The organism is Candidatus Pelagibacter sp., assembly GCF_052049855.1.
Lineage (GTDB): Bacteria > Pseudomonadota > Alphaproteobacteria > Pelagibacterales > Pelagibacteraceae > Pelagibacter.
In genome coordinates this window covers 213,192-235,844 of record NZ_JBNGZE010000001.1, presented here as the reverse complement: position 1 = coordinate 235,844, position 22,653 = coordinate 213,192, and the positions used below count along the sequence as shown (strand labels likewise).

Sequence of the window (22,653 nt, the reverse complement as noted above, 5' to 3'; positions counted from 1 at the left end):
TTTTTTATTTATAAATGAAAAATAACTTTGTATCTTTAATATGTCAATATAACTTACCTATAATGAAAGAACTTTTATATTTAAAAGATGACCAGCTTAAAGATCTAATTGAAAAACTATTTGTAAGCTATAGGGAAACTTTTTCAGATTCAAAAAAAATATTAGATAGATATTCAATTGGTTTAGCACATCACAAAGTAATACATTTACTGTCAATGTATGAGGGAATCTCAATTTCTGAGTTGCTAAAGAGATTAAAGGTGACAAAACAAAGCTTAAATAGAGTTCTCAAAGACTTAATTAAGCTTGAAATCATCATTTTTAAAAAAGATGATAAGGATACTAGAGTAAAGCATGTTTTTCTTAATGAAAAAGGTAAAAAAATTTTTAATGAAATTTTCAATTTACAAAAAAAGAGAATTTATAATGCTTTATTAAATTCAAGTTCCGAAGAAGTTATAAATTTTGATAATGTACTAAATAAAATAATTAATGGATAAGTTTATTTCACATATATTAGTGGTTGATGATGATGATGGAATTAGATCTCTTGTTAAAAAGTATTTAAATGAAAATAGATTTTTAGTCACTACTGCTGAAAATGCAGAAAATGCATTAGAAAAAATAAAGATAATTAAGTTTGATTTAATTGTTTTGGATATCATGATGCCTGGTAAAAGTGGGCTTGAATTTTTAAAAGAAAATAAAAAAAAATTAGATACACCAGTTATACTTCTGACTGCTAAAGGTGAAGCAAGTGAAAGAGTTGAAGGGTTAGAGATTGGTGCTGATGATTATTTGCCAAAACCATTTGAACCAAAAGAATTAATTCTAAGAATACAAAACATATTAAATAAAACTATCAAAACTGATCAGAAAAGGGTTTTAGAATTTGAAAATGTGAAAATTGATTTGAATAAACTTTTAATATTTAAAAGCGATAAAGAATTTAAGATTAATGCAACTGAAAAAACGATTTTAGAAAAAATGATTAATAACCCAGGCAAAACATTTTCTAGGGAAGATATTGGTCAATTAATCAATCTAGATAAAGAGAGATCAATAGATGTTATTATTACTCGACTTAGAAAAAAAATTGAAATTGACCCAAAAAATCCAAAATTTTTACAAACAATAAGAGGTGCGGGATATGTTCTCTGGATTGAGTAATTACTTTAAAAAAATATTACCTAAAAGATTATTTTATAGAGCGCTACTTATTGTTGCTATTCCAGTTTTAGTTCTGCAACTAGTAATTACAATTGTTTTTTTTGATAGCCTTTGGATCAAAACAAACAAAGGAATGACAAGAACTTTAGTAAATGAAATTAGTACATTTATTGAAGCTTATGGAAGTGAGCAAGAAAACAAACAAGAGTTACTAGATCTTTTTTCTATATTTTTAGATTTAAATATTGAATTCACTGATAATGAAAAATTAAAAAAAACCGATAATGAAAGATGGTTTAGTCCTATAGATAGAACTTTAAGAAGAGAACTAAAATCTAAATTTGGATTAAATGAATACTGGTTTGATACAACAGGTTATAAAGAATTAATTGATTTAAGAATTAAATATGAAGATGGTTATTTTAAATTTTTAGTACCTAAAGATAGGGTTGCAAGTTCCTCAGCAAGAATATTTGCACTTTGGATCACAGTACCTGCAATTATAATGGTGATCATTTCTCTAATATTTTTAAAAAATCAAACAAGACCAATCACTAACCTAGCTCGTGCGGCTGAAAGGTTTGGTAAAGGAGAAAATATTGAAGAGTTCAAACCTTCTGGAGCCCTTGAAATAAGACAAGCAGGACATGAATTTGATAAAATGAGAAAGAGAATTGAAAGACACATAAATCAAAGAACAGAAATGTTATCTGGAATAAGTCATGATTTAAGGACACCTTTAACAAGGATGAAACTACAATTAGCTTTTATAAAAGATAAAGAAACTGTTAATAAAATAACTGAAGACATCAATGAAATGGAGAAAATGTTAAATGAATATTTACAATTCACAAGCTCATCATATGTTGAAAAAGATGAAATGTTTAATCTATCTGAATTAATTTCAGATGTTATCGAAAAATATAATAATGAAAATATTTCACAAAACTTAACCCCAAGAATTTACTTTAATGGTAGGAAAAATTTAATTAACAGATGTCTAAATAATCTAATTGATAATTCACTGAAATATGCAAATAAAGTTGATATAAGTTTAAATAAAAAAAATACGAACTTATTCATTATGATTGATGATGATGGTCCTGGAATACCAAAAAATGAGTATGAAAATGTATTTAAACCTTTCTATAAAATAGATAAGGGTCGAGCAGACTCTAAATCAAGTGTTGGTCTTGGATTATCAATTTCATCAGATATTATCAAATCTCATGGGGGAAATATAATGTTAGAAAAATCAAAAATGTATGGTTTAAGAGTTAAGATTTTCTTGCCTGTTTAACTTTTTTACTTTTTTTTTTTTCAAGTTTATTTATTTTATTTTCAAGATTCTCAACACGTTTTGAAAGCACTTCAAACTCCTCTTTACTTGTAAGTTTCATTTTAAAAACAAACTCATCTCTTTTAGATTTTAAGATATTAAATAATTCATTAGTAAAGTCTTTTGAAGATACTAGTCCCTGCTCTATAAATTTAGCAAACTTATCAATTATAAATTTAGAATTTTTCATATTTAAGATATACATTATAAGTATTATTAAAAATGTTCATTAATAATTTTGACCCAGTAGCCTTTGTAATATTTTCTTTAGAAATCAGGTGGTATTCTTTAGCTTATATATTTGGAATTATATTAGGCTGGATCCTTGCTAAAAAATTATTTATCCAAGATATAGAAGTTAAAAATAAATTTGATGATTATTTAACTTATTTAATTATAGGTATAATATTAGGGGGAAGACTTGGCTATATTTTTATTTATAATTTAAGTTTTTATTTAAATAATCCATTAGATATATTTAAAATTTGGCAAGGAGGAATGTCCTTCCATGGTGGTTTAATTGGAGTTATTTTAGCATCTATATTTTTCGCTAAAAAAAATAATCAAAATCCATTCTTATATTTAGATATTGTCTCTTTAGTAGCACCAGTCGGATTATTTTTTGGACGAATAGCAAACTTTATAAATTCAGAGTTGTATGGAACTATAACTAATGTGCCTTGGGCAGTAACATTTGTTCAAATAGATAATCTTCCTAGACATCCCTCGCAATTATATGAAGCACTATTAGAGGGTTTATTTTTATTTTTATTATTAATTTATTTTAAAAATAAATTTTCAAATAAAACTGGTGTAATTTCAGGATTATTTTTAATAATTTACTCAATCTTCAGATTCATTGTTGAATTTTATAGAGAACCAGATGAACAGTTGGGTTATATATTTTTAAACTTAACGATGGGGCAAGTAGTAAGTTTAATATTTATATTATCAGGTGTAATCCTATTTTATTTAAAACATGAAAGTCGCTAAAATAATTAATTTACCATTAGATCAGTTTATAAATTTTGCTCTTTACGATAAGGATAAAGGTTTTTATATGAAAAAGAATCCTTTTGGTAAAGATGGAGACTTTATTACTGCTCCAAATATCACAAGGCTATTTTCAGAGATTATTGCAATTTGGACAATTACTTTTTGGAAAAGTATTGGCTCTCCGAAAAAATTTAATTTGCTAGAACTGGGAGCTGGAAATGGCGAAATGATGAAAGTCATAGATGAGACACTTATAAATTTTCCCGAATGTTACAATGCCTGCAGTTTTGTAATACATGAAAAAAGTGATTTTTTAATTAATGAACAAAAAAAAAATTTAAATTCTAAAAAATTTTCATGGTTAAAAGATATTAAAAAAATAAACTCTAACCCAACAATTTTTTTAGCTAATGAATTCTTTGATGCCATACCAATTAAACAATTTTTCAAAAAAAAAGATGGATGGTTTGAAAGATTTGTGAGTTTGAATGATCCAAAAAAAGCTGAGTTTAAAGAAGAAAAAATTGATATAGAAAAAATTGAAAAACATCTAAATTTCGAAATATCAAAAGATCAAAATATTATAGAATATTCACCAGATACATTTAAATATTTAAGAACAATTTGTGATTTGATACAAAAAAATGATGGGGGAATGTTGGTGATTGATTATGGTTATGCTGATAGCAAGATGCATGAAACTCTTCAGGCAATCAATAATCATAAATATTCTAACATTTTAGAAAATATTGGAGAGTCTGATATTACTTACAATATAAACTTTCATTCCTTTGAAAAATTTATAAATCAGTTTAAAGAAATTAATTTAATTTTTACAAATCAAAAAAAATTTTTAACAAGTATGGGTATTCTTCAAAGAGCAGAAATAATCAGCAAAAATGTAGCATTTTCTAAAAAAGCTGATTTATTTTATCGGGTAAGACGTTTGATAGATGAAAAGCAAATGGGTGAATTGTTCAAAGTCATGCTTGTAAAAAATAAGAGAAACAATTTTAAGACAGGTTTTCAAAATTGATAAAATCAAAAAAACTTTCGAAAATAAAAATAATTAAACATGGTTTTTTTGATAAAACTGGTGGTAAATCAAAAAAAATTTATAAAAGTTTAAACTGTGGTCCTGGTTCTAAAGATAATCCCTCAAATGTTAAAAAAAATTTACAAATAGTAAAAAAAAAAATAAAAAGCACCGCTAAAAGTATTTTTTTACTTCATCAAATACATGGTAATAAGTTATTTTATATTAATAAAAAAAATTTATTTAGATCAAAACCAAAAGCAGACGCAGTAATTACAAACCAAAAAAACATACCTATTGGTATTTTAACTGCTGACTGTGTGCCAATTTTAATCTGTGATGAAAAAACTAAGTTAGTTGCAGCAATTCATGCAGGGTGGAAAGGTGCATACAAAGATATAATTACCAAGGTGATCCAATTTATGATCAAAAAAGGATCTAATCCTAAAAATATTACTGCAGCTATCGGACCTGCCATCTCAGCTAAAAATTATGAAGTCAAACAAGATTTTAAAAGAAAATTTATTAGGAAGAATAAAAAAAATAATAAATTTTTTAAAATTAAGTACAAAAAGCTTTATTTTGATTTACCTAAATATGTAAAATCATGTCTTTTAAAGAATAAAATAAAAAATATTGAGTCTTTAAATATTGACACATTTGATATTAATAATAATTTTTTTAGTGCGAGGAGAGCATTAAGACTAAATCATGATGATTATGGTAGAAATATTTCAATAATTATGCTTAATTAGGTTTTTTTAATGAAATTATTATCCGGAAATAGCAACAAACCATTAAGTAAGAATATCGCTAAATTTCTAAAATCTAAATTAGTCAATTCTAGTATTAGAAATTTTTCTGATGGGGAAATCTATGTGGAAATTAATGAAAATATTAGAGGGAATAGTATTTTTTTAATTCAATCTGTTTCATCTCCAGCAAATGATAATCTAATGGAACTATTATTATGTATTGACGCACTTAAGAGATCCTCAGCAAAAAATATTACTGCTGTTATCCCTTACTTTGGTTATGCTAGACAAGATAGAAAAGTTGCACCAAGAACATCCATATCAGCTAAGCTTGTCTCAAATCTTATCACTAAAGCAGGCGCGGATAGAGTTGTAACTGTTGATTTACATGCTGGTCAAATTCAAGGATTTTTTGATATTCCAGTAGACAACTTATTTGCAACACCTATTTTTGCAAGGCATGTTAAAAAAAAGATAAAAAGTAGAAACCTAATTTGTGTAGCTCCAGATGTGGGTGGTACTGAAAGAGCTAGAGCACTTGGAAAAATTTTAAATGTTGGATTGGCTATTGTTGATAAAAGAAGACCAAAACCAGGTCAATCACAAGTAATGAATATTATTGGAGATGTGAAAGGAAAAACTTGTATTCTTGTTGATGATATCATCGATTCTGGAGGAACAATAGTAAATGCAGCAAAAGCACTTAAAGATAGAGGAGCTAAAGAGGTTTATGTTTATATAACACACGGAGTACTTAGTGGTGAAGCTGTAAAAAAAATAAAAAAATCAGTAATTAAAAATTTAGTAATAACTGATACAATTGATAACATCAGTAGAGTTAAAGGTGTAAAAAACATCGAAGTTTTGTCAATTTCAAGCCTGATGGGTGAAGCAATTAAAAGAATATCTAATTCAACCTCAGTATCAGATTTATTCAAATAAATACCTTGAGTTATTAAGTAACTTGAGCTAAAAACCCTTGTTTTTATGAATTCATTAAACGCTAACATCAGAAATACAAAGACTAAAGGTGAGCTTAACTCACTTAGGGGTGATGGCAATGTGCCTGCGATAATTTATGGTGGTGAAGCTCAAAATGAAAAGATTTCTATATCGAAGAAAATACTTAAATCACTAATCGAAAAAGAAAATTTTTTATCAAGTATCATAACTTTAAATGTTGATGGTAAAACTCAAAAAGTTCTACCAAGAGAAATAAAATATGACATTATTTCAGATGAACCAATTCATGTAGACTTTTTAAGAATAGTTTCAGGCATAAAAGTTAGAATTGAAGTTCCAGTAAAATTTTTAAATCATGAAAAATCTCCTGGTTTGAAAAGAGGTGGAGTTTTAAATATTGTAAGAAGAAAAGTTGAGCTTAAATGTCCAAGCGAAAAAATTCCTGAAAATCTTGTAATAGATCTTGATGGAGTTGATATCGGAGAGAGTTTTAAGATCTCTTCTATAAATCTTGACAGTGAAGTTACTCCTACAATTCAGGGAAGAGATTTCGTAATTGCAACTCTAGCAGCTCCAACTGTTATGAAAGAACCTGAAAAACCTGCAGAAGCTGAGGAGGCTGAGGGAGAAAGTGCTGAAGGAGCAGAAGCCGCTGCAGCTGAAGGTGGAGATAAGTCAGCAGCTGAAGGTGATAAAAAAGAAGGTGAAGATAAAAAACCTGCTGAAGAAAAAAAATAAGTTAATTTAAATTGAATTTTATCCTCCAATATTAATATTTTATGCTTCTACTTGTAGGATTAGGCAATCCAACCCCAGACAGTGAAAACAATAGACACAATATTGGTTTCAAGATTATAGATGCAATAAATAAAAAATTTGGACTTTCAAAACAAAAACCAAAATTCAAGGGACTTCTTACAACTGGTAATGTGGGAGACCAAAAAGTTTATGCAATTAAACCTTTAACATTTATGAATAATTCTGGAATTTGTATTAGAGAATTAATTGAATATTTCAAAATAAATGCTGAGGATGTTATCGTATTTCATGACGATCTAGATGTAGAATTTGGAAAAATAAAAGCAAAATTTGGTGGCTCTGATGCAGGACACAACGGAATTGCATCAATAGATAAATTTATTGGTAAAGATTATTCAAGAGTGCGAATAGGAATTGGCAAACCAAAAGATAAAATGGAAGTTAGTGATTTTGTTCTTCAAAATTTTGATGAGGATGAAATGCTTGGATTGGAAAAAATTACCAATAACATCACAGATTCTATTTCAATACTTATCGACAAAAAATTAGATTTATTCTCTAGCACTGTAAATAATAAATAATGAGTTTTAAATGTGGAATTGTTGGTTTGCCTAATGTGGGTAAATCTACCCTCTTCAATGCTCTAACAAACTCAAGCAAAGCTCAAGCAGCAAACTTTCCATTTTGTACAATAGATCCCAATGTGGGAGTAGTCCCCGTTCCAGATGAAAGATTGAACAAATTATCAGAAGTGTCAAAATCTAAAAAAACAATAAATACAACTATTTCATTTGTTGATATAGCTGGTCTTGTAAAAGGCGCGTCTAAAGGTGAAGGATTAGGCAATAAATTTCTGTCTCACATAAGAGAAGTTGATGCAGTTATTCATATGATTAGATGCTTTGATTCAGACGATATTCAAAATGTTCATCCAGACGTTGACCCTATAAGAGATCTTGAGATCATTGAAACTGAAATGATGTTAGCTGACCTAGAGTCTATCCAAAAAAGACTTGAAAAAAATAATAAGAAAAATGTAGAAGAAGATCAGCTTAAGATTTTAGAGATTGCATTAGACTGCATTAATAATGATAAAGATATATCAATATTAAATTCTCAATTTGAAACAAAACAACTAAATCAAAGTGGCCTTTTATCAATAAAACCAAAGATTTTTGTTTGCAATGTAGATGAGCAAAGCGTACAGGATGGAAATAAATATACTAAAAACTTTATTGAAAAATTTGGAAAAGATAACACTCTGATTGTTTCTGCAGATATAGAAAACCAAATAAATGAATTAGCAAAAGATGAAAAAAAAAATTATATGGACATGATTGGTTTGAAAGATACAGGTCTAAGTATGTTAATTCAAAAGGGCTATAAAATATTAGAACTTGATACGTATTTTACATCTGGACCTGAAGAAACAAGGGCTTGGACAATACAAAAAAACTGTCCTGCTCCTAAAGCTGCAGGAGAAATTCATTCAGATTTTGAAAAAGGGTTCATTAGAGCTGAAACTATATCCTATGAAGATTTCTTAGCTAATGATGGATGGGTAAATTCTAAAGCTAATGGAAAAATGAGATTAGAAGGTAAAGATTATATTGTAAAAGATGGAGATGTACTAAACTTCAGATTCAACACGTGACCATATTTTTTTCATACTAAAGTAAACTAGAATTGTCAGAATAATTAAATAGACAATTGCTTTAAAGCCCATTTGATGTCGAGCTTCTAAATGAGGTTCGGCTGACCACATTAAAAAAGTCGTAACATCTTTTGACATCTGTTCTACTGTCGCATTTGTTCCATCACCATACTCAACCAATCCATCCGATAATGGAGCAGACATTCTAATTTTATTACCATACATATATTTGTTATAATAGACTCCATCATCTAAAGACACATTGCTAGGAGCTTCTTCATATCCCTGTAATAAGGAATAAATATAGTCAACACCTCCACCTCTTGCTTTTACCAAAACAGACATGTCGGGAGGATATGCGCCACCATTTGCAGCTTGAGCTGCTTTTACATTATCGTAAGGCATAACAAATTTATCAGATAATTTACCTGGCCTTGTAAACATTTCACCATCAGAATTTGGACCATCAGTTACTTCAAAAGAAGCTGCTATAGCTTTGGCTTGAGCTTCTGAAAATTCTGGCCCACCTGGCTCTGCTAAATTTCTATAACTTAAATATTTCATCGAATGGCAAGAAGCACATACTTCAGTATAAACTTGATAACCTCTTTGAAGAGAAGCTCTATCAAATTTTCCAAATAAACCCTTAAAACTCCAATCAGTTTTAAGATATTCTACTTTTTCAGCAGCAAAAGAATATGAATTTGAGGCAATAATTAAGATAATTATAGAAAATAATTTAAATAAATTTTTCACCCTATTCTATTTTACTTTCTTTATTTCTGGCAGCAGCTAAATTTGGTGAACCACCGAGAACAGATTCGGTAATACTTAAAGGCACTGGTAAAGTTTTTTCTTTAAACCCTAAAACGGGAAGAATAACTAAGAAATGTAAAAAGTAATACGCCGTAGCAACTCGGGCTATCAATAAATAAAGTCCTTCAGCTGGCATTGCACCCACATAACCAAGTATCAAAACATCTGCAACTAATATCCAGTAAAATTGTTTATATAAAGGTCTAAATACTGCTGATCTTATTTTTGAGGTATCTAACCAAGGTAAAACTGCCAAGATTAATATTGCAGATAACATAGCCACAACTCCTAGCAATTTATCAGGAACTGATCTTAATATTGCATAAAAAGGTAATAGGTACCATTCAGGAACAATATGTGCAGGTGTTACCATTGGGTTAGCCTCTATATAATTATCTGCATGTCCTAAAATATTTGGTGCATAGAATACAAAGAAAGCAAACACAATCATGAACATTAATAAAGCAAAACCATCTTTAATTACGATGTAAGGATGGAAAGGTACAGTGTCTTTAGATGGTTTTTTTATATCTATTCCTACTGGATTGTTGTTACCAGGAACATGTAAAGCCCATATATGTAAAACAACTAATCCTAAAATTAAAAATGGAATTAAATAATGCAAAGTAAAAAATCTAGTTAATGTAGGGTTGTCAACTGAATAACCACCCCATAACCAAGTAACTATTCCCTCTCCTACCAGAGGAATAGCACTAAATAAATTTGTGATAACTGTTGCTCCCCAAAAACTCATTTGACCCCACGGCAACACATAACCCATAAATGCTGCAGCCATCATTAATAAATAAATTATTATCCCTAAAATCCATATTATTTCTCTTGGAGATTTATAAGAACCATAAAACAATGATCTAAATATATGAATATACACCGCTAGGAAAAACATTGAAGCACCGTTTGCATGGATATATCTAATTAGCCATCCATAATTAACATCACGCATAATGTGCTCTACACTTTCAAAAGCCATATCAGCATGAGCAATATAATGCATTGCAAGAGTTAATCCTGTTACAATTTGAGTAATTAAACAAAAAGTTAAAATTCCACCAAATGTCCACCAATAGTTTAAATTTTTAGGAGTTGGGTAATCTGTTAAATGATTTGCAAGAGTTAATAGTGGCAATCGATCATTAAACCATTGTCCTACTTTCGATTTTGGTGTGTAATCGTGGTCACTCATTTTTCTTTATCCAATTTTAATTGTATTTGCATTAACGAATTCGTATTTAGGCACTTCCATATTCCAAGGTGCTGGTCCTTTTCTAATTCTTCCAGATGTATCATAATGAGATCCATGACATGGGCAAAACCAACCATTATAATCACCTTTATCATTTAAAGGCACGCATCCAAGGTGGGTGCATACACCTAACATAACAAGCCACTCAGGGTTTTTTGCTCTATCTTCATCTTTTTCAGGATGAATTAAATCCTCCATCTTCACAGATCTTGCTTCATCAATTTCTTCTTGAGTTCTTCTTCTTATAAATACTGGTTTTCCCCTCCATAAAACAGTCAATGTGTTTCCAGGTGTTAATGAACTTACATCAACCTCTGTACTAGCTAATGCTTTAACAGAAGCATCTGGATTCATTTGATCTATCATTGGCCACACTACTGCAGCGGCACCAACAGCTCCTACAGCTGTAGTAGCTGTAAATAAAAAATCTCTTCTTTTTGTTTTTTTTTCAGACACTTTTAGTAGCTTTTATTATTATCTCTTTTTGATTTAAAATAGTTAATATACGAATTCATATAATATAAAATAATTATTTTACTACTGAAAGAATGACACAGAATTCAACAATTTTAGGACCCAAAATAGCTTTGTATGAGCCTGATATACCTCAGAATACTGCTGCAATCATTAGAACCTGTGCTTGTTTGGGTGCTAAACTAGAAATAATTGAACCATGTGGCTTTCTATTATCAGACAAACGCTTTAAAAGAGTGGTTATGGACTATATGGAATATAGTCAAATAGAGTTTTATCAAAGTTCAGAAAAATTTTTTGAGGCAAAAAAGAAACAGAGAATAGTATTGATGACAACTAAGAGTTCAATAAATTATACTAAATTTAAATTTAAGCCTGATGATACTATTTTGTTTGGAAGAGAAAGTGCTGGAGTACCCGAAGAGGTTCATAAAATTATTAAAAATCGTTTAAAAATACCAATGAATAACCAAGTAAGATCTCTTAATATTGCATCGTCAGTTGCCATTGTTTTGGCAGAAAGTTTGCGTCAAATAGAATTATTATAAAATGGACATTTCAATCAAAAAAGACTTAGCGGGTAACTGGTTTAAACTATTACAAAATGCAATATGCGACGACATTTTAAAAATTGAAAAAAATAAAGTAAATTTTGAATCAACTTCTTGGAAAAGGAGCAATAAAAAAGATGAGGGTGGTGGTGAATATAGAATTCTTAAAAATGGAAAAATTTTTGAAAAAGTAGGAGTAAATTTTTCGAAAGTTTATGGAAAATTTCCTAAGCAATTTCAAAAGAATATACCAGGCACAAGTAAAGATCCTAGATTTTGGGCATCAGGAATATCAATAGTTATGCACATGCAAAATCCCCATATTCCTGCAATGCATTTTAATACCAGATTTATTTGTACAACAAAGAATTGGTTTGGTGGAGGTATGGATGTAACCCCAGCAATAAAAGATGAAAAAGAGATGAAAAACTTTCATAAAATATTAAAAGCAATGTGCGATAGACATAATAAAAATTATTATAAAAAATATAAAAAGTGGTGTGATGAATATTTTTATCTACCTCACAGAAAAGAATCAAGAGGTATAGGTGGAATCTTTTTTGACTATAAAAATGATAATTTTGAAAATGACTTTAAGTTTGTAAGAGATGTTGGTGTTACATTTCAAATGCTATTTAATGAAATTATTAAAAAAAAAATAAAAAGAAAATGGACTTTAAAAGATAAAGAGTTTCAGTATATTAAAAGAGGTCGATATACAGAATTTAATTTACTCTATGATAGAGGAACAAAATTTGGGCTACAAACTGGTGGTAATGTTGAAGCAATTTTGATGTCATTACCTCCGATTGCAAAATGGAAATAAAAATGGATAAAGAGCCAATAACATTAAATGGATTAAATAAACTAAATGAAGAATTAGTTTTTTTAAAAGAAAAAAAAAGACCTGAAATAGTAGCCGCGATTGCTGAAGCAAGATCTCATGGAGACCTTAAAGAAAATGCTGAATATCATGCAGCTAAAGAAGAACAATCTCATAATGAGGGAAGAATAACCGAAATCAACGACATTATCGCAAGAGCAAATGTTATTGACGTTACAAAAATAAATAATGAGGGAAAAGTAATTTTTGGATCAACAGTTTATTTAGAAGATTTAGATACAGGTGAAAAAATTAATTATAAAATTGTTGGAAAAGATGAAGCGGATTTAAAACAAAAACTAATTTTCTTTCAATCACCAATTGGCAAAGGTTTAATTGGAAAGAATAAAAGTGATTTAGTTGAAATAAATACACCATCAGGTACAAAAAATTTTGAAATCAAAGACGTAAAATATATTTAACTTTTGACTATTTGTTGTAGTTGCTTATCTGAAATTTGAAATCCGTTTTGAACCCAAGTTTCCTCTATCTTTTTTAATTTATTTCCTAAAGTTTTACCCTCAGGAATTTGAAATTTAGACATTAGTAGATCAGCTCCTATTGGCAAAGTTGGAATTTCTTTTTCTTTATAAGTATCTAATAGTTTAATTAATTTTTTTTCTACCTTGTTTGAGGTAAAAATTTTAAAATTAATAACATCCATTACAGCCTGTCGTCCATTAAAATAAAAAAATTTATTTAAGTTTTTCTCTGTAAAGTTATTTAAAGTTACTTTTTCTCTATAAAAAATATCTATCAATTTTAATCTTTTTTTATCTTTGTTAGATATTTTAAATTTATAAAGAAAATAATCAGCATTATCAGTCCCATCAATTACTAAAAGCGCAATTAAGAATATAAAGTCAATTTTTAAAAAATTCTCAGCAGCATAAGAATTGTGTTTTTTAAAATTTTTAATATTCTTTAATTGGGGGAAAATTATTTCTACGAGTTCTAAACTTTCTTTATCTTTAAAGAGTTTTAAAAATCCATTTGAACCAGTTATTTTTTTTAATTCATCTATTAATCTTTCAGATGATATATTTGAAATTCCATCAATATTTTTTTTTATATTTTTAATTATTTCTGGCTGGTGCTTATGATTTGAGTAATTTAAATAAAACCTTAAATACCTCAAAATACGTAAATAATCCTCCTTAATTCTTTTTTCCGCATTGCCAATAAAATTAATATAACCCTCCTCTAAATCTTTTTTACCGTTAAATGGATCAAATAAATTACCGTCGCTATCTGCATAAATTGAGTTGATAGTAAAATCCCTTCTAGAGGCATCTTCCTTCCAATCTAAAGAGAATTCTACATCAGCATGCCTTCCATCAGTTGAGACGTCTTTCCTTAAAGAAGTAATTTCATATTTATATTCCTCGATTATTGCGGTTATAGTTCCGTGTTCAATTCCTGTTTCATAATAACTTATTTGTTTGTTTTTAAGAGCCTCACAAACTTGAGGAGGAGTTAAATTTGTTGCTAGGTCAATATCATCAACATTTTCTTTTTTTATTACTTTTCTTACACACCCACCTACATATCTGATTTCACTTTTCTCTGAAAAATTATTAATTGCCTCAAAAATTTTATTTGTGGGTGTTGTTAAAGTAATTTGTTTTAAGTTTTGACTGACATAATCAAGATTCTTTGATCGGGAAAAAAATTTATCTAAAAAATTTTTCATAAATGGCTGGGGCGCTAGGATTCGAACCTAGGATGCAGGTACCAAAAACCCGTGCCTTACCGCTTGGCTACGCCCCAATACTAGCTTCCTATAACATAAAAATATAAAATTCATATAGTTTTTGCTGTAACACACCAATAATTTTTATATTTTCTTTTAAATTTAGCTTTTGCTAATTTACAACTCTTTAATGAATTATAATAGGCAACAATTGTTGATCCTGAACCAGTCATTCTTACAAATAATGGATTATTTACACTTTCTAAGAACAACTTAATTTTTTTAAGTTTTGGATATTTTTTGAGAGCTATTTTTTCAAAGGCATTTTGCTGATTAATCAAAAATTTTACTCCAAACATGTTTTTTTTAGGTTTATTATATTTTGATTTTGTATACTTTCGAACAGCTGAGTATATTTTTTTAGTTGAGCACCCAAAATCAGGCTTTACTAAAGTAGAGTAAAATTGTGGAATATTATAAATCTTCTTTATTCTGCCACCTGATGACAACACACAGTTGGATGAAATGGTGCCTAGAATAACATCAGAACCAACGAAGTCACAGATACTTCGAGTTTTTTTATAATTAGGATTAATAATTTTTTTTTTAACCAGATAATTAAACACACTAGCTGCATTCATCGATCCCCCACCCAACCCAGCTTGTTGAGGGATTAATTTTTTAATTTTAACTTTAAATTTTTTATTTTTTAATAAATTTTCTCTATCTAGTATTTGAAATAATTTTTGAACGGTATTTTTTTTTCCAATATTTTTAGAAAACTTTCCATAAAAAGAAATATGATGTTTTTTTCCATTATGTTGATTGATTGAAATAACATCATGTAAATCTAAGAAACCAATTATACTTTCAATTTTATGTAAAAATTTTTTTTTTCCAGTGATATTTAGTGCTAAATTTAACTTTGCATTAGATTTAACTTTATCAATTTTCATTTAGGAATTTTTAAGACCCTCAATTACTTTAATGTTGATTTTTTCTATCATATCATCTTCGGTGTCATCAAAAGTTAATACGTTGTTCCAAAAATATCTTGCTTGAATTTTTCGATTTAATTTCCATAAAATATCTCCATAATGATCATTCACGATTGGGTCATCTGGCATCAATTCTACAGCTCTTTTTAAATACTTTTCTGCCACTACATAATCCTCTATTAAAAAATAAGCCCATCCAATTGAGTCAATAATATATGGATCATTGCTTTTTAAATCATATGCTGTTTTCAACATATCCATTGCTTCATTAATTTTATAATCACGCTCTAACCAAGAGTAAGCAAGGTAATTTAAAATATATGCATCACTAGGATCAATTTTAAGCGCATGCAGTAAATCTTCATCTGACTTTTCATAATTGCCCATTCTTTCATAACTGCCACCTCTACGATACAATACATCTGATTTGATTAGTGAATTGTCATCCAGCTTTAAAATAATTTCTGTATATCGATCTATTGCCTTTTCATAATTTTTAGAATTTTTATAAAAATTGGCTAAATCAAAAATCATTTTTATATTTGGATTTTCAATTTTATTTAATTTTGAATCTATGTATTTAATTCCATTTTCATAATCCTGCTCTTGAATTATTATTTGAGCTTCTTTTTTTAATCTAAACCAATAATAAAATTCATCTTCTATTTTAAAGTTTTTTACAATTCTTTTTACTTTATCAAATTCATCATTAAGATAAAAATTTTCTGCAACCAATGACAAATTAAATTCAAACTTAGGATTTAAATAGGTTGACAAATTTAAATAAAAATTTGATTTTTCAAAATTATCCTGAGAAGAATAAAGATTAGAGATTAAAAATAAAAATTCACTTACAAGATCATTGTGATCTTTGCATGAAAAAATTTTTCCAAAATCATCGAATTTTTCTTTGTCTACCCAACTTTTACTTTGTGAAAGTAAAAGTGTTGAATTTATATAATCAATTTTTTCAACAACTGATCTTGCTTGATTTAATTTGTTGTTGTCAATTAAATGATTAAGATAAAAGAAAATGTATCTTGAATAATCACCTTGTTGATTATTTATTAAATTAAGAAAAAATGATGTGGTTCGTTTATCTCCAATATAACATCTTTGGAATGTCTCAGCTATAAGAGACAGGTTTCCAAAATTTTTTTTGTTATCTAATATTTTTTTATTTTTAAATGTATAAATGTACTGTTTTAGAGTTTCAAATATAACTAGGTTTATCCTATCTTTATCTTGAAATTTTAAACTTTGTGTTAAATATTCATCAGCTTTTTTAAAATTATTTTTCTTTAAACTATCAATTATTAAAATTATATAGGCATCATAAAAATCTGAATTAGATTTGTTTACATTGTTATTTAATACATTAATTGCTTGAGGTACTTTGTTATCTAAAACTAAAGAGTTAACATATCTTTTTAAATAACTGTCATGTTTGTTAATTAATACTCTGGTTAAGTTAAAAAATTTTAATGCTTCAGAATTATCTCGATTTTCAAATGCAACAATTCCAGAAAAATAATTTGATAAATCTCTTGAGTTGAAATCATCGAAAGTAGCACTTTTAGAATACAAAGGTGTCTGATAAGATATGAATATTATTAGTACTAATTTTAGAAATTTTAGGAACATGTGACCATACTATGACTAAAAAAGTGATAAATCAAAATACCAAATTAAACCAAAAACTAATTAATACTATCGAGCCAAAATTTATATTCACAGATAAGCCAATAAATAGATTTAATGTTTTAGAAACGAACAATGGTACACTGCAAATTAATAAAGAAGAATTACTTAAAAATTTAAAAGATCAAATAAATTCAATTGAAAATTGTAAATTGAAACTAAATTCAACTAAAATCATTTTAGGTGAGGGAAATATAAATAGCCCTTTAATGTTAATTGGAGAATCTCCTGGGGCTGAAGAAGAAAAATTGGGTGTCCCATTTAGAGGTGAAGTTGGCGAACTTCTTAACAAAATGCTTATAGCCATCAATATTAAGAGACAAAATATTTACACTAGTTATGCGATCAATTTTAGACCACCTGATGACAGAAAACCAACCTCAACAGAAATTAAAAGATACTCAGTATTTTTGAAGGAGCATATATCGATTATAAACCCAAAGATTATTGTTTTGATGGGTAGTTCGGCAATGGAGGCTATAACAGGAATGAGTGAAAAAATAACTACTGAAAGAGGGCATTGGAAGGAAGTGATTTTAAAAAACAAAACATTCCCTTTAATGATAACTTTTAATCCATCTTATTTAATCCGTTTTCCAGAAAATAAAAAACACTCATGGGAAGATTTAAAGAAAATAAGAGACAAAATCAAAGATCTTAAGTTAAAAATTTGATGAAGATAATTGCTGGGGTTGATGAGGTTGGTAGAGGAAGTTTAATTGGGCCTGTTTATGCTTCAGCAGTAATTTTAAAAAAATCAATTAATTCAAAGTTATTAAAAGATTCAAAATCATTAAGTAAAAAAGAGAGAGAGTATCTGTGTACATATATAAAAAAAAATTCTACTTGGTCCATAGGCAAAGCTTCTGTAAAAGAAATAGAAAAACTGAATATACTTCAAGCAAGTTTGCTAGCTATGAAAAGAGCCATCAAAAAACTTAAGAGAAAACCAACACATGTTCTGGTAGATGGAAACAAAACTCCAGAGTTAAAAAATTATAATTTAAAATCAGTTATTAAAGGAGATAAAAAAATTCCCTCTATATCGGCAGCTTCTATAATTGCAAAAGTATCAAGAGATAAGTTTATAACCACTTTATCAAAAAAAAATAAAGGCTATGATTGGGATAAAAACTTTGGGTACGGAACAAAACAGCACTTAAAAGCTATGAAAAAATTAGGTATTACTAAACATCATAGAAAAACTTTTTCACCTATTTTCAAAATAAATTAACACTACATCTAGTTAATTTCTAACTAAGAAACACTAATCGAATCCAAATTTTTCAATCTCAGGTTGACCGAGGAATCCATTTGGAGTCTAATTAATTTTTACAAATGAAAACTGATTTCAAAAATAAAATAATTAATGGAGATAGTCTCGAAGAATTAAAAAAAATTCCACGTGAAACTTTTGATTTAATTTTTGCTGATCCTCCTTACAACTTACAATTAAAAAGTGAATTAACTAGACCAGATAGATCAAAGGTAAGTGCAGTAAATGATAAATGGGATCAATTTGAAAATTTTAAAAAATATGATGATTTCACCTATGAGTGGCTTAGTGAATGTAAAAGAATTTTAAAAAAAGATGGAGCTATTTGGGTTATAGGAAGCTACCATAATATTTTTAGAGTTGGCACAGCAATACAAAACCTAGGTTTCTGGATTTTAAATGATGTTATTTGGAATAAAAATAATCCAATGCCAAACTTTAGAGGTACACGTTTTACTAACGCTCATGAAACTTTAATATGGGCTTCTAAAAGTGAGAAATCAAAATACACATTTAATTATCAATCTTTAAAATGTTTAAATGATGATCTTCAAATGAGATCTAATTGGGATCTTCCAATATGCAATGGTTCAGAGAGACTTAAAAAGGATGGAAAAAAAATTCACTCAACACAAAAACCAGAAGCACTATTGCATAGAATTTTACTAGCTACATCAAATAAAAATGACCTCATACTTGATCCTTTTTTAGGATCAGGAACAACAGCCACAGTAGCAAAAAAACTAGGGAGAAATTATTTCGGAATAGAAAAAGAAAAAAATTATTTTAAAGCTGCTGAGCAACGTATAAAAACTACAAAGCCTATTGAAGACGATCTATTAGATACGTTAAAAAACAATAGATCAAAACCAAGAATTCCTTTTGGTTCATTAGTAGAGCTTGGAATAATTAAACCCGGAACTAATATTTTTGATAATAAGAAAAAAATAACAGCCAGAATTATGGCTGATGGCAGTATAAAACATAATCAAGCAGAGGGTTCTATACACAAAGTTGCGGCTACTATTTTAGGAGCTGAAAGTTGCAACGGATGGACTTTTTGGCACTGTGATATAAATGGACGAACTTATCCTATTGATTATCTAAGACAAAGATTAATTTCTAAAAATTAACTTTTATATATTTTACCCAAATAACTTTCTAAAAATTTTTTATTTTTAGTTAAAAGTTTTAAAAAAATATTTCTAGATTTGATCATAATTGGATTTGATAAATGGAAGGCAAATTGATTGAAATTAGACCTACTGTTAATCATTTTTACTCTCTTTGATCTGATATCATAAAAATTATTATTATTAATTAAACATTCATATAATTCATTAGCCCCCTCTATTGATTGAGAAGCTCCCTGCGCAAATGAAGGTGAAAAAGCAAAAAATGCATCTCCTACAAGAAATATATTTTTTGGAGGATTGTATAAATTTTTACTTACAAATATTGGAAATAATTTAATATTTTGAAGACTTTCCAAAAAACTTTGGGAAACTTTTTGAGATAATATAAATTTAATATTTTCTATAAAAAAACTCTCATTTAAAAGATTATAGTTCTCTTGCTCATTTGAATTTAGTTTATGTTTTAAAATGCCGATAAAATTTAAATTTTTATCATTATTAATTGGATAAATAACATAATGAAAATTCGGTCCTAAGAACAAGGAAATATTTTCTTCATTTATATTTTGAAAATTTTCTCTCGATATAGTTCCCCTAATAGCAATCGTATCATTGTAAATTGGTTTTGATTTATTGGTTGAAATTAATAACTTCCCTTTAGAAAACACACCGTCTGAAATAATTAAGTAATCACAAGTTATATTATTTTTATCAAATATTAATTTTATTGACTCTTTATCGTAAACAATCTGTTCAATACTGTGGTTATATTTAATTATATCTTCGTTTATTTGTTTTTTTAAAAATTGAAGCAATTTTGATCTTTTCAATGTTGTGTATTTACAATCTTCTGAATTAAATCTTGAAATGTCTAAGTCACAAATTTTTTTTGAATTTTTAATTTCATAAAAATCAATTTTTTTTGGATTAAATTTTTCTTCTTCAGTGAAAGAAGAGAAGCCTATTTTATTTAAAAACTTTACACTATTTACTGACAACTGAATTCCATAGCCTTCTTCCATTTCTAATGAATTCCTTTTTTCATAAATCGTAACCTGATAATCCTTATGATCTTTGAATAAATTGGCAATATACAAACCAGAAATTCCAGCACCAATTATTGCAATTTTTTTCATTTATGACTTTCTAAAAATTTAACTATCTTTTTTGTAAATGTTGGCAGTATATAATTTTGAAGTTTTGTTGGATCAATCCAATAACTATTTTTATTTAAATTATATTTATTTTTAAATTCAATTTTTATATTCATATTCATATTAGACATTTTAAAATTCAAATCTTTAACAAAATTTTTAGGATTATTTACTTCCTCCATTGGGAAGATATTAAAATTTTTCAAAAAATTAAATTTATTATTTTTGATTAATAAATAATGATTATTTTTTTTATAAACATTAAGCTTGTAAAAAGTTTCCTTATCTTTTTTTTTAAATTTTATTAAATCAAAATTTTTATTTTTAAATGATTTGCATTTTTTTACTAATGGGCAGTTCTTACAATTAGGACTAACAGGTTTACAAATTAGTGCTCCTAATTCCATTAAAGCTTGAGCATAATCACTAGACCTTTTGACTGATGTTCCAAAAATTTTTTTCTTCTCGTGTAAATTTTCTTTTTTTATTTGATCTTGTTTTTTTAAAAATAAGTATCTCTTTAGTATTCTTTCAATATTACCATCTAGAGGAATTATTGGTTCATTGAATGCAATTGCAGAAATTGCACTTGCTGTATAATCTCCAATTCCTGGGAGAGACTTTAAATCTACAAAATTTCTAGGTATTTTTTTATTAAAATTATTAACAACTATTTGAGCTGTTTTTTTTAAATTTCTTACTCTTGAATAGTATCCAAGACCCTCCCAAAGTTTAATTAATTTTCTATCATCATATTTAGATAATTTTTCTATTGTGGGAATATTTTTTATAAATCTGTTAAAGTAAGGTATTACTGTTGCAACCTGGGTTTGCTGCAACATAAATTCACTTATTAAAGTGTAGTATTGCTTTTTTGTTTGAGAAACATTATTTCTCCAAGGTAAAGATCTTTTATTTAAATCATACCATTTAAGAATATTATTTGTTATTATTGGATCTTTCATATGCAATCTAAAAATAATACTAAGCAGAGAAACGCTAGCATTCAAGGATTAAGATCTTTCAAAGACACTTTGCCAAAAAACGTCAAAAAAATAATAAATAAAAAAGGTCATGTATATTCAGAAACGTTGAGCAATTGGAAATATTTAGTTGGAAGCGAATTATTTAAAATTTGCTATCCAAAAACATTTAAAAATTCAAATAAATTTGGTGTTAGCACCTTAGTGGTTATGGTCAAGCGAGGACATGAAGTTGACGTAGAATATTCGAAAAAAGATATTTTGAATAAAGTGAATAATTTTTTTGAATATTCTGTTGTTGAAAAACTTAAATTTATAAGTTTTGATGATGAGCATGAAATGACGGGCTCGAGTGAAACAAAAGTTAAAAATGTGGCAATTGGTAAATATCAAGATAAGATAAAAAGTGTTAAAAACGAAAAAATTAAAAAATCATTAACAGAGTTAACCAGGGTTTTTAGAGAGAAATGAAAAAAATTATATTCTTAATATTAATATTTTTAACTACAGTTTTAAATGTACAAGCTGAGGAAATTAAAAGGATAACTGTTGGTAACAAAGATGCAAAAATAACTATTATAGCTTTTGAATCATTAACTTGCAGTCATTGTGCTAGTTTTCATAAAAATGTTTATCCTCAATTAAAGAAAGAGTATCTTGATACTGGACTCGCTAAAATAGAATTTAGACATTTTCCATTAGACATAGCGGCCTTTAATGCATCAAAAGTTTCTCAGTGTAAGAATGATGGAAATTCAGATATTCTTGAAAGGTTATATACTAATCAACAAAAATGGGTAAAGGGAAATTCAATACAGGAGGCAAATAAAAATCTACAAAAATTTTTAAAAAGTGAGGGATTTAGTATTGATTTTGATGCTTGTATAAATAATAAGGAAATTGAAGATTTCGTACTAAACGACCGAATCGATGGAGCAAAGAACTTTAAAGTGAACGCAACTCCTACGATTATTATTAACAACGAAAAATTTGAAAAAACTCTTAATTATAAAAATTTAAAAAAAGCACTAGAAAAACTGATATAAGTTTGT

Annotated in this window: 27 protein-coding genes and 1 tRNA gene; 18 read left to right on the top strand and 10 right to left on the bottom strand. The window is 27.7% G+C overall.

The genetic code is table 11. The features are described 5' to 3' along the window. The first annotated feature begins 62 nt into the window (after window positions 1–62). The 3 genes from ACTT9X_RS01270 to ACTT9X_RS01260 are packed head-to-tail and all read left to right on the top strand — an operon-like array spanning window position 63 to window position 2,470. Window positions 63–500, top strand: a complete 438-nt coding sequence (locus tag ACTT9X_RS01270) for a MarR family winged helix-turn-helix transcriptional regulator (protein WP_440934026.1) — start codon at window positions 63–65, stop codon at window positions 498–500. After that, a complete protein-coding gene (locus ACTT9X_RS01265; RefSeq protein ID WP_440933888.1) occupies window positions 493–1,170 on the top strand; it encodes a response regulator in 678 nt (225 codons plus the stop codon). The genes ACTT9X_RS01270 and ACTT9X_RS01265 overlap by 8 nt, the downstream gene beginning before the upstream one ends. After that, window positions 1,151–2,470: an ATP-binding protein gene (locus ACTT9X_RS01260; protein WP_440933887.1), complete on the top strand. Its 1,320-nt coding sequence runs from the start codon at window positions 1,151–1,153 to the stop codon at window positions 2,468–2,470. The genes ACTT9X_RS01265 and ACTT9X_RS01260 overlap by 20 nt, the downstream gene beginning before the upstream one ends. On the opposite strand, the gene ACTT9X_RS01255 is transcribed toward ACTT9X_RS01260, so the two are convergent. Further along, window positions 2,448–2,699: a hypothetical protein gene (locus ACTT9X_RS01255; RefSeq protein ID WP_440933886.1), complete on the bottom strand. Its 252-nt coding sequence runs from the start codon at window positions 2,697–2,699 to the stop codon at window positions 2,448–2,450. The two genes, ACTT9X_RS01260 and ACTT9X_RS01255, sit on opposite strands and share 23 nt — an antisense overlap. 32 nt (window positions 2,700–2,731) lie before the next feature. Between ACTT9X_RS01255 and lgt the strand changes: the two genes are divergently transcribed. From lgt to ychF, 7 genes are read left to right on the top strand one after another with little or no spacing between them, the layout of a single operon-like run. Continuing rightward, complete coding sequence (lgt, locus tag ACTT9X_RS01250) at window positions 2,732–3,502, top strand: prolipoprotein diacylglyceryl transferase (RefSeq protein WP_440933885.1); 771 nt, start codon at window positions 2,732–2,734, stop codon at window positions 3,500–3,502. Then, window positions 3,489–4,541 (top strand): SAM-dependent methyltransferase, encoded by a 1,053-nt coding sequence (locus tag ACTT9X_RS01245; protein WP_440933884.1) that lies wholly within the window; start codon window positions 3,489–3,491, stop codon window positions 4,539–4,541. Before lgt ends, ACTT9X_RS01245 begins: the two co-directional genes overlap by 14 nt. After that, window positions 4,538–5,296: a peptidoglycan editing factor PgeF gene (pgeF, locus tag ACTT9X_RS01240; protein WP_440933883.1), complete on the top strand. Its 759-nt coding sequence runs from the start codon at window positions 4,538–4,540 to the stop codon at window positions 5,294–5,296. Before ACTT9X_RS01245 ends, pgeF begins: the two co-directional genes overlap by 4 nt. Before the next feature lie 9 nt (window positions 5,297–5,305). Next, the gene (locus tag ACTT9X_RS01235; RefSeq protein ID WP_440933882.1) at window positions 5,306–6,238 is read left to right on the top strand and encodes a ribose-phosphate pyrophosphokinase; all 933 of its coding nucleotides are present in this window, start codon (window positions 5,306–5,308) and stop codon (window positions 6,236–6,238) included. Window positions 6,239–6,283: 45 nt separating this feature from the next. Further along, on the top strand, window positions 6,284–6,997 hold the full coding sequence (locus ACTT9X_RS01230; protein WP_440933881.1) for a 50S ribosomal protein L25/general stress protein Ctc: 714 nt from the start codon (window positions 6,284–6,286) through the stop codon (window positions 6,995–6,997). A gap of 41 nt (window positions 6,998–7,038) precedes the next feature. After that, window positions 7,039–7,599, top strand: a complete 561-nt coding sequence (pth, locus tag ACTT9X_RS01225; protein WP_440933880.1) for an aminoacyl-tRNA hydrolase — start codon at window positions 7,039–7,041, stop codon at window positions 7,597–7,599. After that, complete coding sequence (ychF, locus tag ACTT9X_RS01220; protein ID WP_440933879.1) at window positions 7,599–8,672, top strand: redox-regulated ATPase YchF; 1,074 nt, start codon at window positions 7,599–7,601, stop codon at window positions 8,670–8,672. Before pth ends, ychF begins: the two co-directional genes overlap by 1 nt. Here ychF and ACTT9X_RS01215 read toward each other — a convergent pair. Genes ACTT9X_RS01215 through petA form a run of 3 tightly spaced genes read right to left on the bottom strand, consistent with a single transcriptional unit; the run spans window position 8,649 to window position 11,208 of the window. After that, window positions 8,649–9,428, bottom strand: a complete 780-nt coding sequence (locus tag ACTT9X_RS01215) for a cytochrome c1 (RefSeq protein ID WP_440933878.1) — start codon at window positions 9,426–9,428, stop codon at window positions 8,649–8,651. The genes ychF and ACTT9X_RS01215 overlap by 24 nt on opposite strands. 1 nt (window position 9,429) lies before the next feature. Continuing rightward, window positions 9,430–10,692: a cytochrome b gene (locus tag ACTT9X_RS01210; protein ID WP_440933877.1), complete on the bottom strand. Its 1,263-nt coding sequence runs from the start codon at window positions 10,690–10,692 to the stop codon at window positions 9,430–9,432. 6 nt (window positions 10,693–10,698) lie between these two features. Further along, window positions 10,699–11,208, bottom strand: coding sequence for a ubiquinol-cytochrome c reductase iron-sulfur subunit (gene petA, locus ACTT9X_RS01205; protein WP_075485341.1), 510 nt, complete (start codon window positions 11,206–11,208; stop codon window positions 10,699–10,701). Window positions 11,209–11,300: 92 nt separating this feature from the next. Here petA and ACTT9X_RS01200 point away from each other — a divergent pair, with 92 nt between their 5' ends. Genes ACTT9X_RS01200 through greA form a run of 3 tightly spaced genes read left to right on the top strand, consistent with a single transcriptional unit; the run spans window position 11,301 to window position 13,082 of the window. Continuing rightward, window positions 11,301–11,774: a tRNA (cytidine(34)-2'-O)-methyltransferase gene (locus tag ACTT9X_RS01200; protein WP_440933876.1), complete on the top strand. Its 474-nt coding sequence runs from the start codon at window positions 11,301–11,303 to the stop codon at window positions 11,772–11,774. Window position 11,775: 1 nt separating this feature from the next. Then, window positions 11,776–12,603 (top strand): oxygen-dependent coproporphyrinogen oxidase, encoded by an 828-nt coding sequence (hemF, locus tag ACTT9X_RS01195; protein ID WP_440933875.1) that lies wholly within the window; start codon window positions 11,776–11,778, stop codon window positions 12,601–12,603. 2 nt (window positions 12,604–12,605) lie between these two features. Further along, a complete protein-coding gene (gene greA, locus ACTT9X_RS01190) occupies window positions 12,606–13,082 on the top strand; it encodes a transcription elongation factor GreA (protein ID WP_440933874.1) in 477 nt (158 codons plus the stop codon). Here greA and ACTT9X_RS01185 read toward each other — a convergent pair. The 4 genes from ACTT9X_RS01185 to ACTT9X_RS01170 form a co-directional block, all read right to left on the bottom strand. Continuing rightward, a complete protein-coding gene (locus ACTT9X_RS01185) occupies window positions 13,079–14,353 on the bottom strand; it encodes a CCA tRNA nucleotidyltransferase (protein WP_440933873.1) in 1,275 nt (424 codons plus the stop codon). The genes greA and ACTT9X_RS01185 overlap by 4 nt on opposite strands. 3 nt (window positions 14,354–14,356) lie before the next feature. Next, window positions 14,357–14,430 (bottom strand) — tRNA-Gln (locus tag ACTT9X_RS01180). A 33-nt stretch (window positions 14,431–14,463) separates the two neighbouring features. Further along, a complete protein-coding gene (locus tag ACTT9X_RS01175; RefSeq protein WP_440933872.1) occupies window positions 14,464–15,309 on the bottom strand; it encodes a GHMP family kinase ATP-binding protein in 846 nt (281 codons plus the stop codon). Then, complete coding sequence (locus ACTT9X_RS01170) at window positions 15,310–16,938, bottom strand: tetratricopeptide repeat protein (protein WP_440933871.1); 1,629 nt, start codon at window positions 16,936–16,938, stop codon at window positions 15,310–15,312. Between the two features lie 68 nt (window positions 16,939–17,006). Here ACTT9X_RS01170 and ACTT9X_RS01165 point away from each other — a divergent pair, with 68 nt between their 5' ends. The 3 genes from ACTT9X_RS01165 (at window position 17,007) to ACTT9X_RS01155 (ending at window position 19,461) form a co-directional block, all read left to right on the top strand. Then, window positions 17,007–17,726, top strand: coding sequence for a uracil-DNA glycosylase (locus ACTT9X_RS01165; RefSeq protein WP_440933870.1), 720 nt, complete (start codon window positions 17,007–17,009; stop codon window positions 17,724–17,726). Beyond that, window positions 17,726–18,286 carry a ribonuclease HII gene (locus tag ACTT9X_RS01160; RefSeq protein WP_440933869.1) on the top strand — a complete coding sequence of 187 codons (561 nt, stop codon included), beginning with the start codon at window positions 17,726–17,728 and terminating at the stop codon, window positions 18,284–18,286. The genes ACTT9X_RS01165 and ACTT9X_RS01160 overlap by 1 nt, the downstream gene beginning before the upstream one ends. Window positions 18,287–18,390: 104 nt before the next feature. After that, the gene (locus tag ACTT9X_RS01155) at window positions 18,391–19,461 is read left to right on the top strand and encodes a site-specific DNA-methyltransferase (RefSeq protein WP_440933868.1); all 1,071 of its coding nucleotides are present in this window, start codon (window positions 18,391–18,393) and stop codon (window positions 19,459–19,461) included. Here the strand turns inward: ACTT9X_RS01155 and ACTT9X_RS01150 are convergent. Both ACTT9X_RS01150 and ACTT9X_RS01145 read right to left on the bottom strand, forming a co-directional pair. Beyond that, entirely contained in the window at window positions 19,458–20,600 is a 1,143-nt protein-coding gene (locus ACTT9X_RS01150) for an FAD-dependent monooxygenase (protein WP_440933867.1), read from the bottom strand. The genes ACTT9X_RS01155 and ACTT9X_RS01150 overlap by 4 nt on opposite strands. Then, window positions 20,597–21,583, bottom strand: coding sequence for an A/G-specific adenine glycosylase (locus ACTT9X_RS01145; RefSeq protein ID WP_440933866.1), 987 nt, complete (start codon window positions 21,581–21,583; stop codon window positions 20,597–20,599). Before ACTT9X_RS01145 ends, ACTT9X_RS01150 begins: the two co-directional genes overlap by 4 nt. On the opposite strand from ACTT9X_RS01145, the gene ACTT9X_RS01140 reads away from it, so the two are divergent. After that, complete coding sequence (locus ACTT9X_RS01140; RefSeq protein WP_440933865.1) at window positions 21,584–22,072, top strand: DUF721 domain-containing protein; 489 nt, start codon at window positions 21,584–21,586, stop codon at window positions 22,070–22,072. After that, entirely contained in the window at window positions 22,069–22,647 is a 579-nt protein-coding gene (locus ACTT9X_RS01135; RefSeq protein ID WP_440933864.1) for a thioredoxin domain-containing protein, read from the top strand. Before ACTT9X_RS01140 ends, ACTT9X_RS01135 begins: the two co-directional genes overlap by 4 nt. Window positions 22,648–22,653 lie beyond the last annotated feature (6 nt).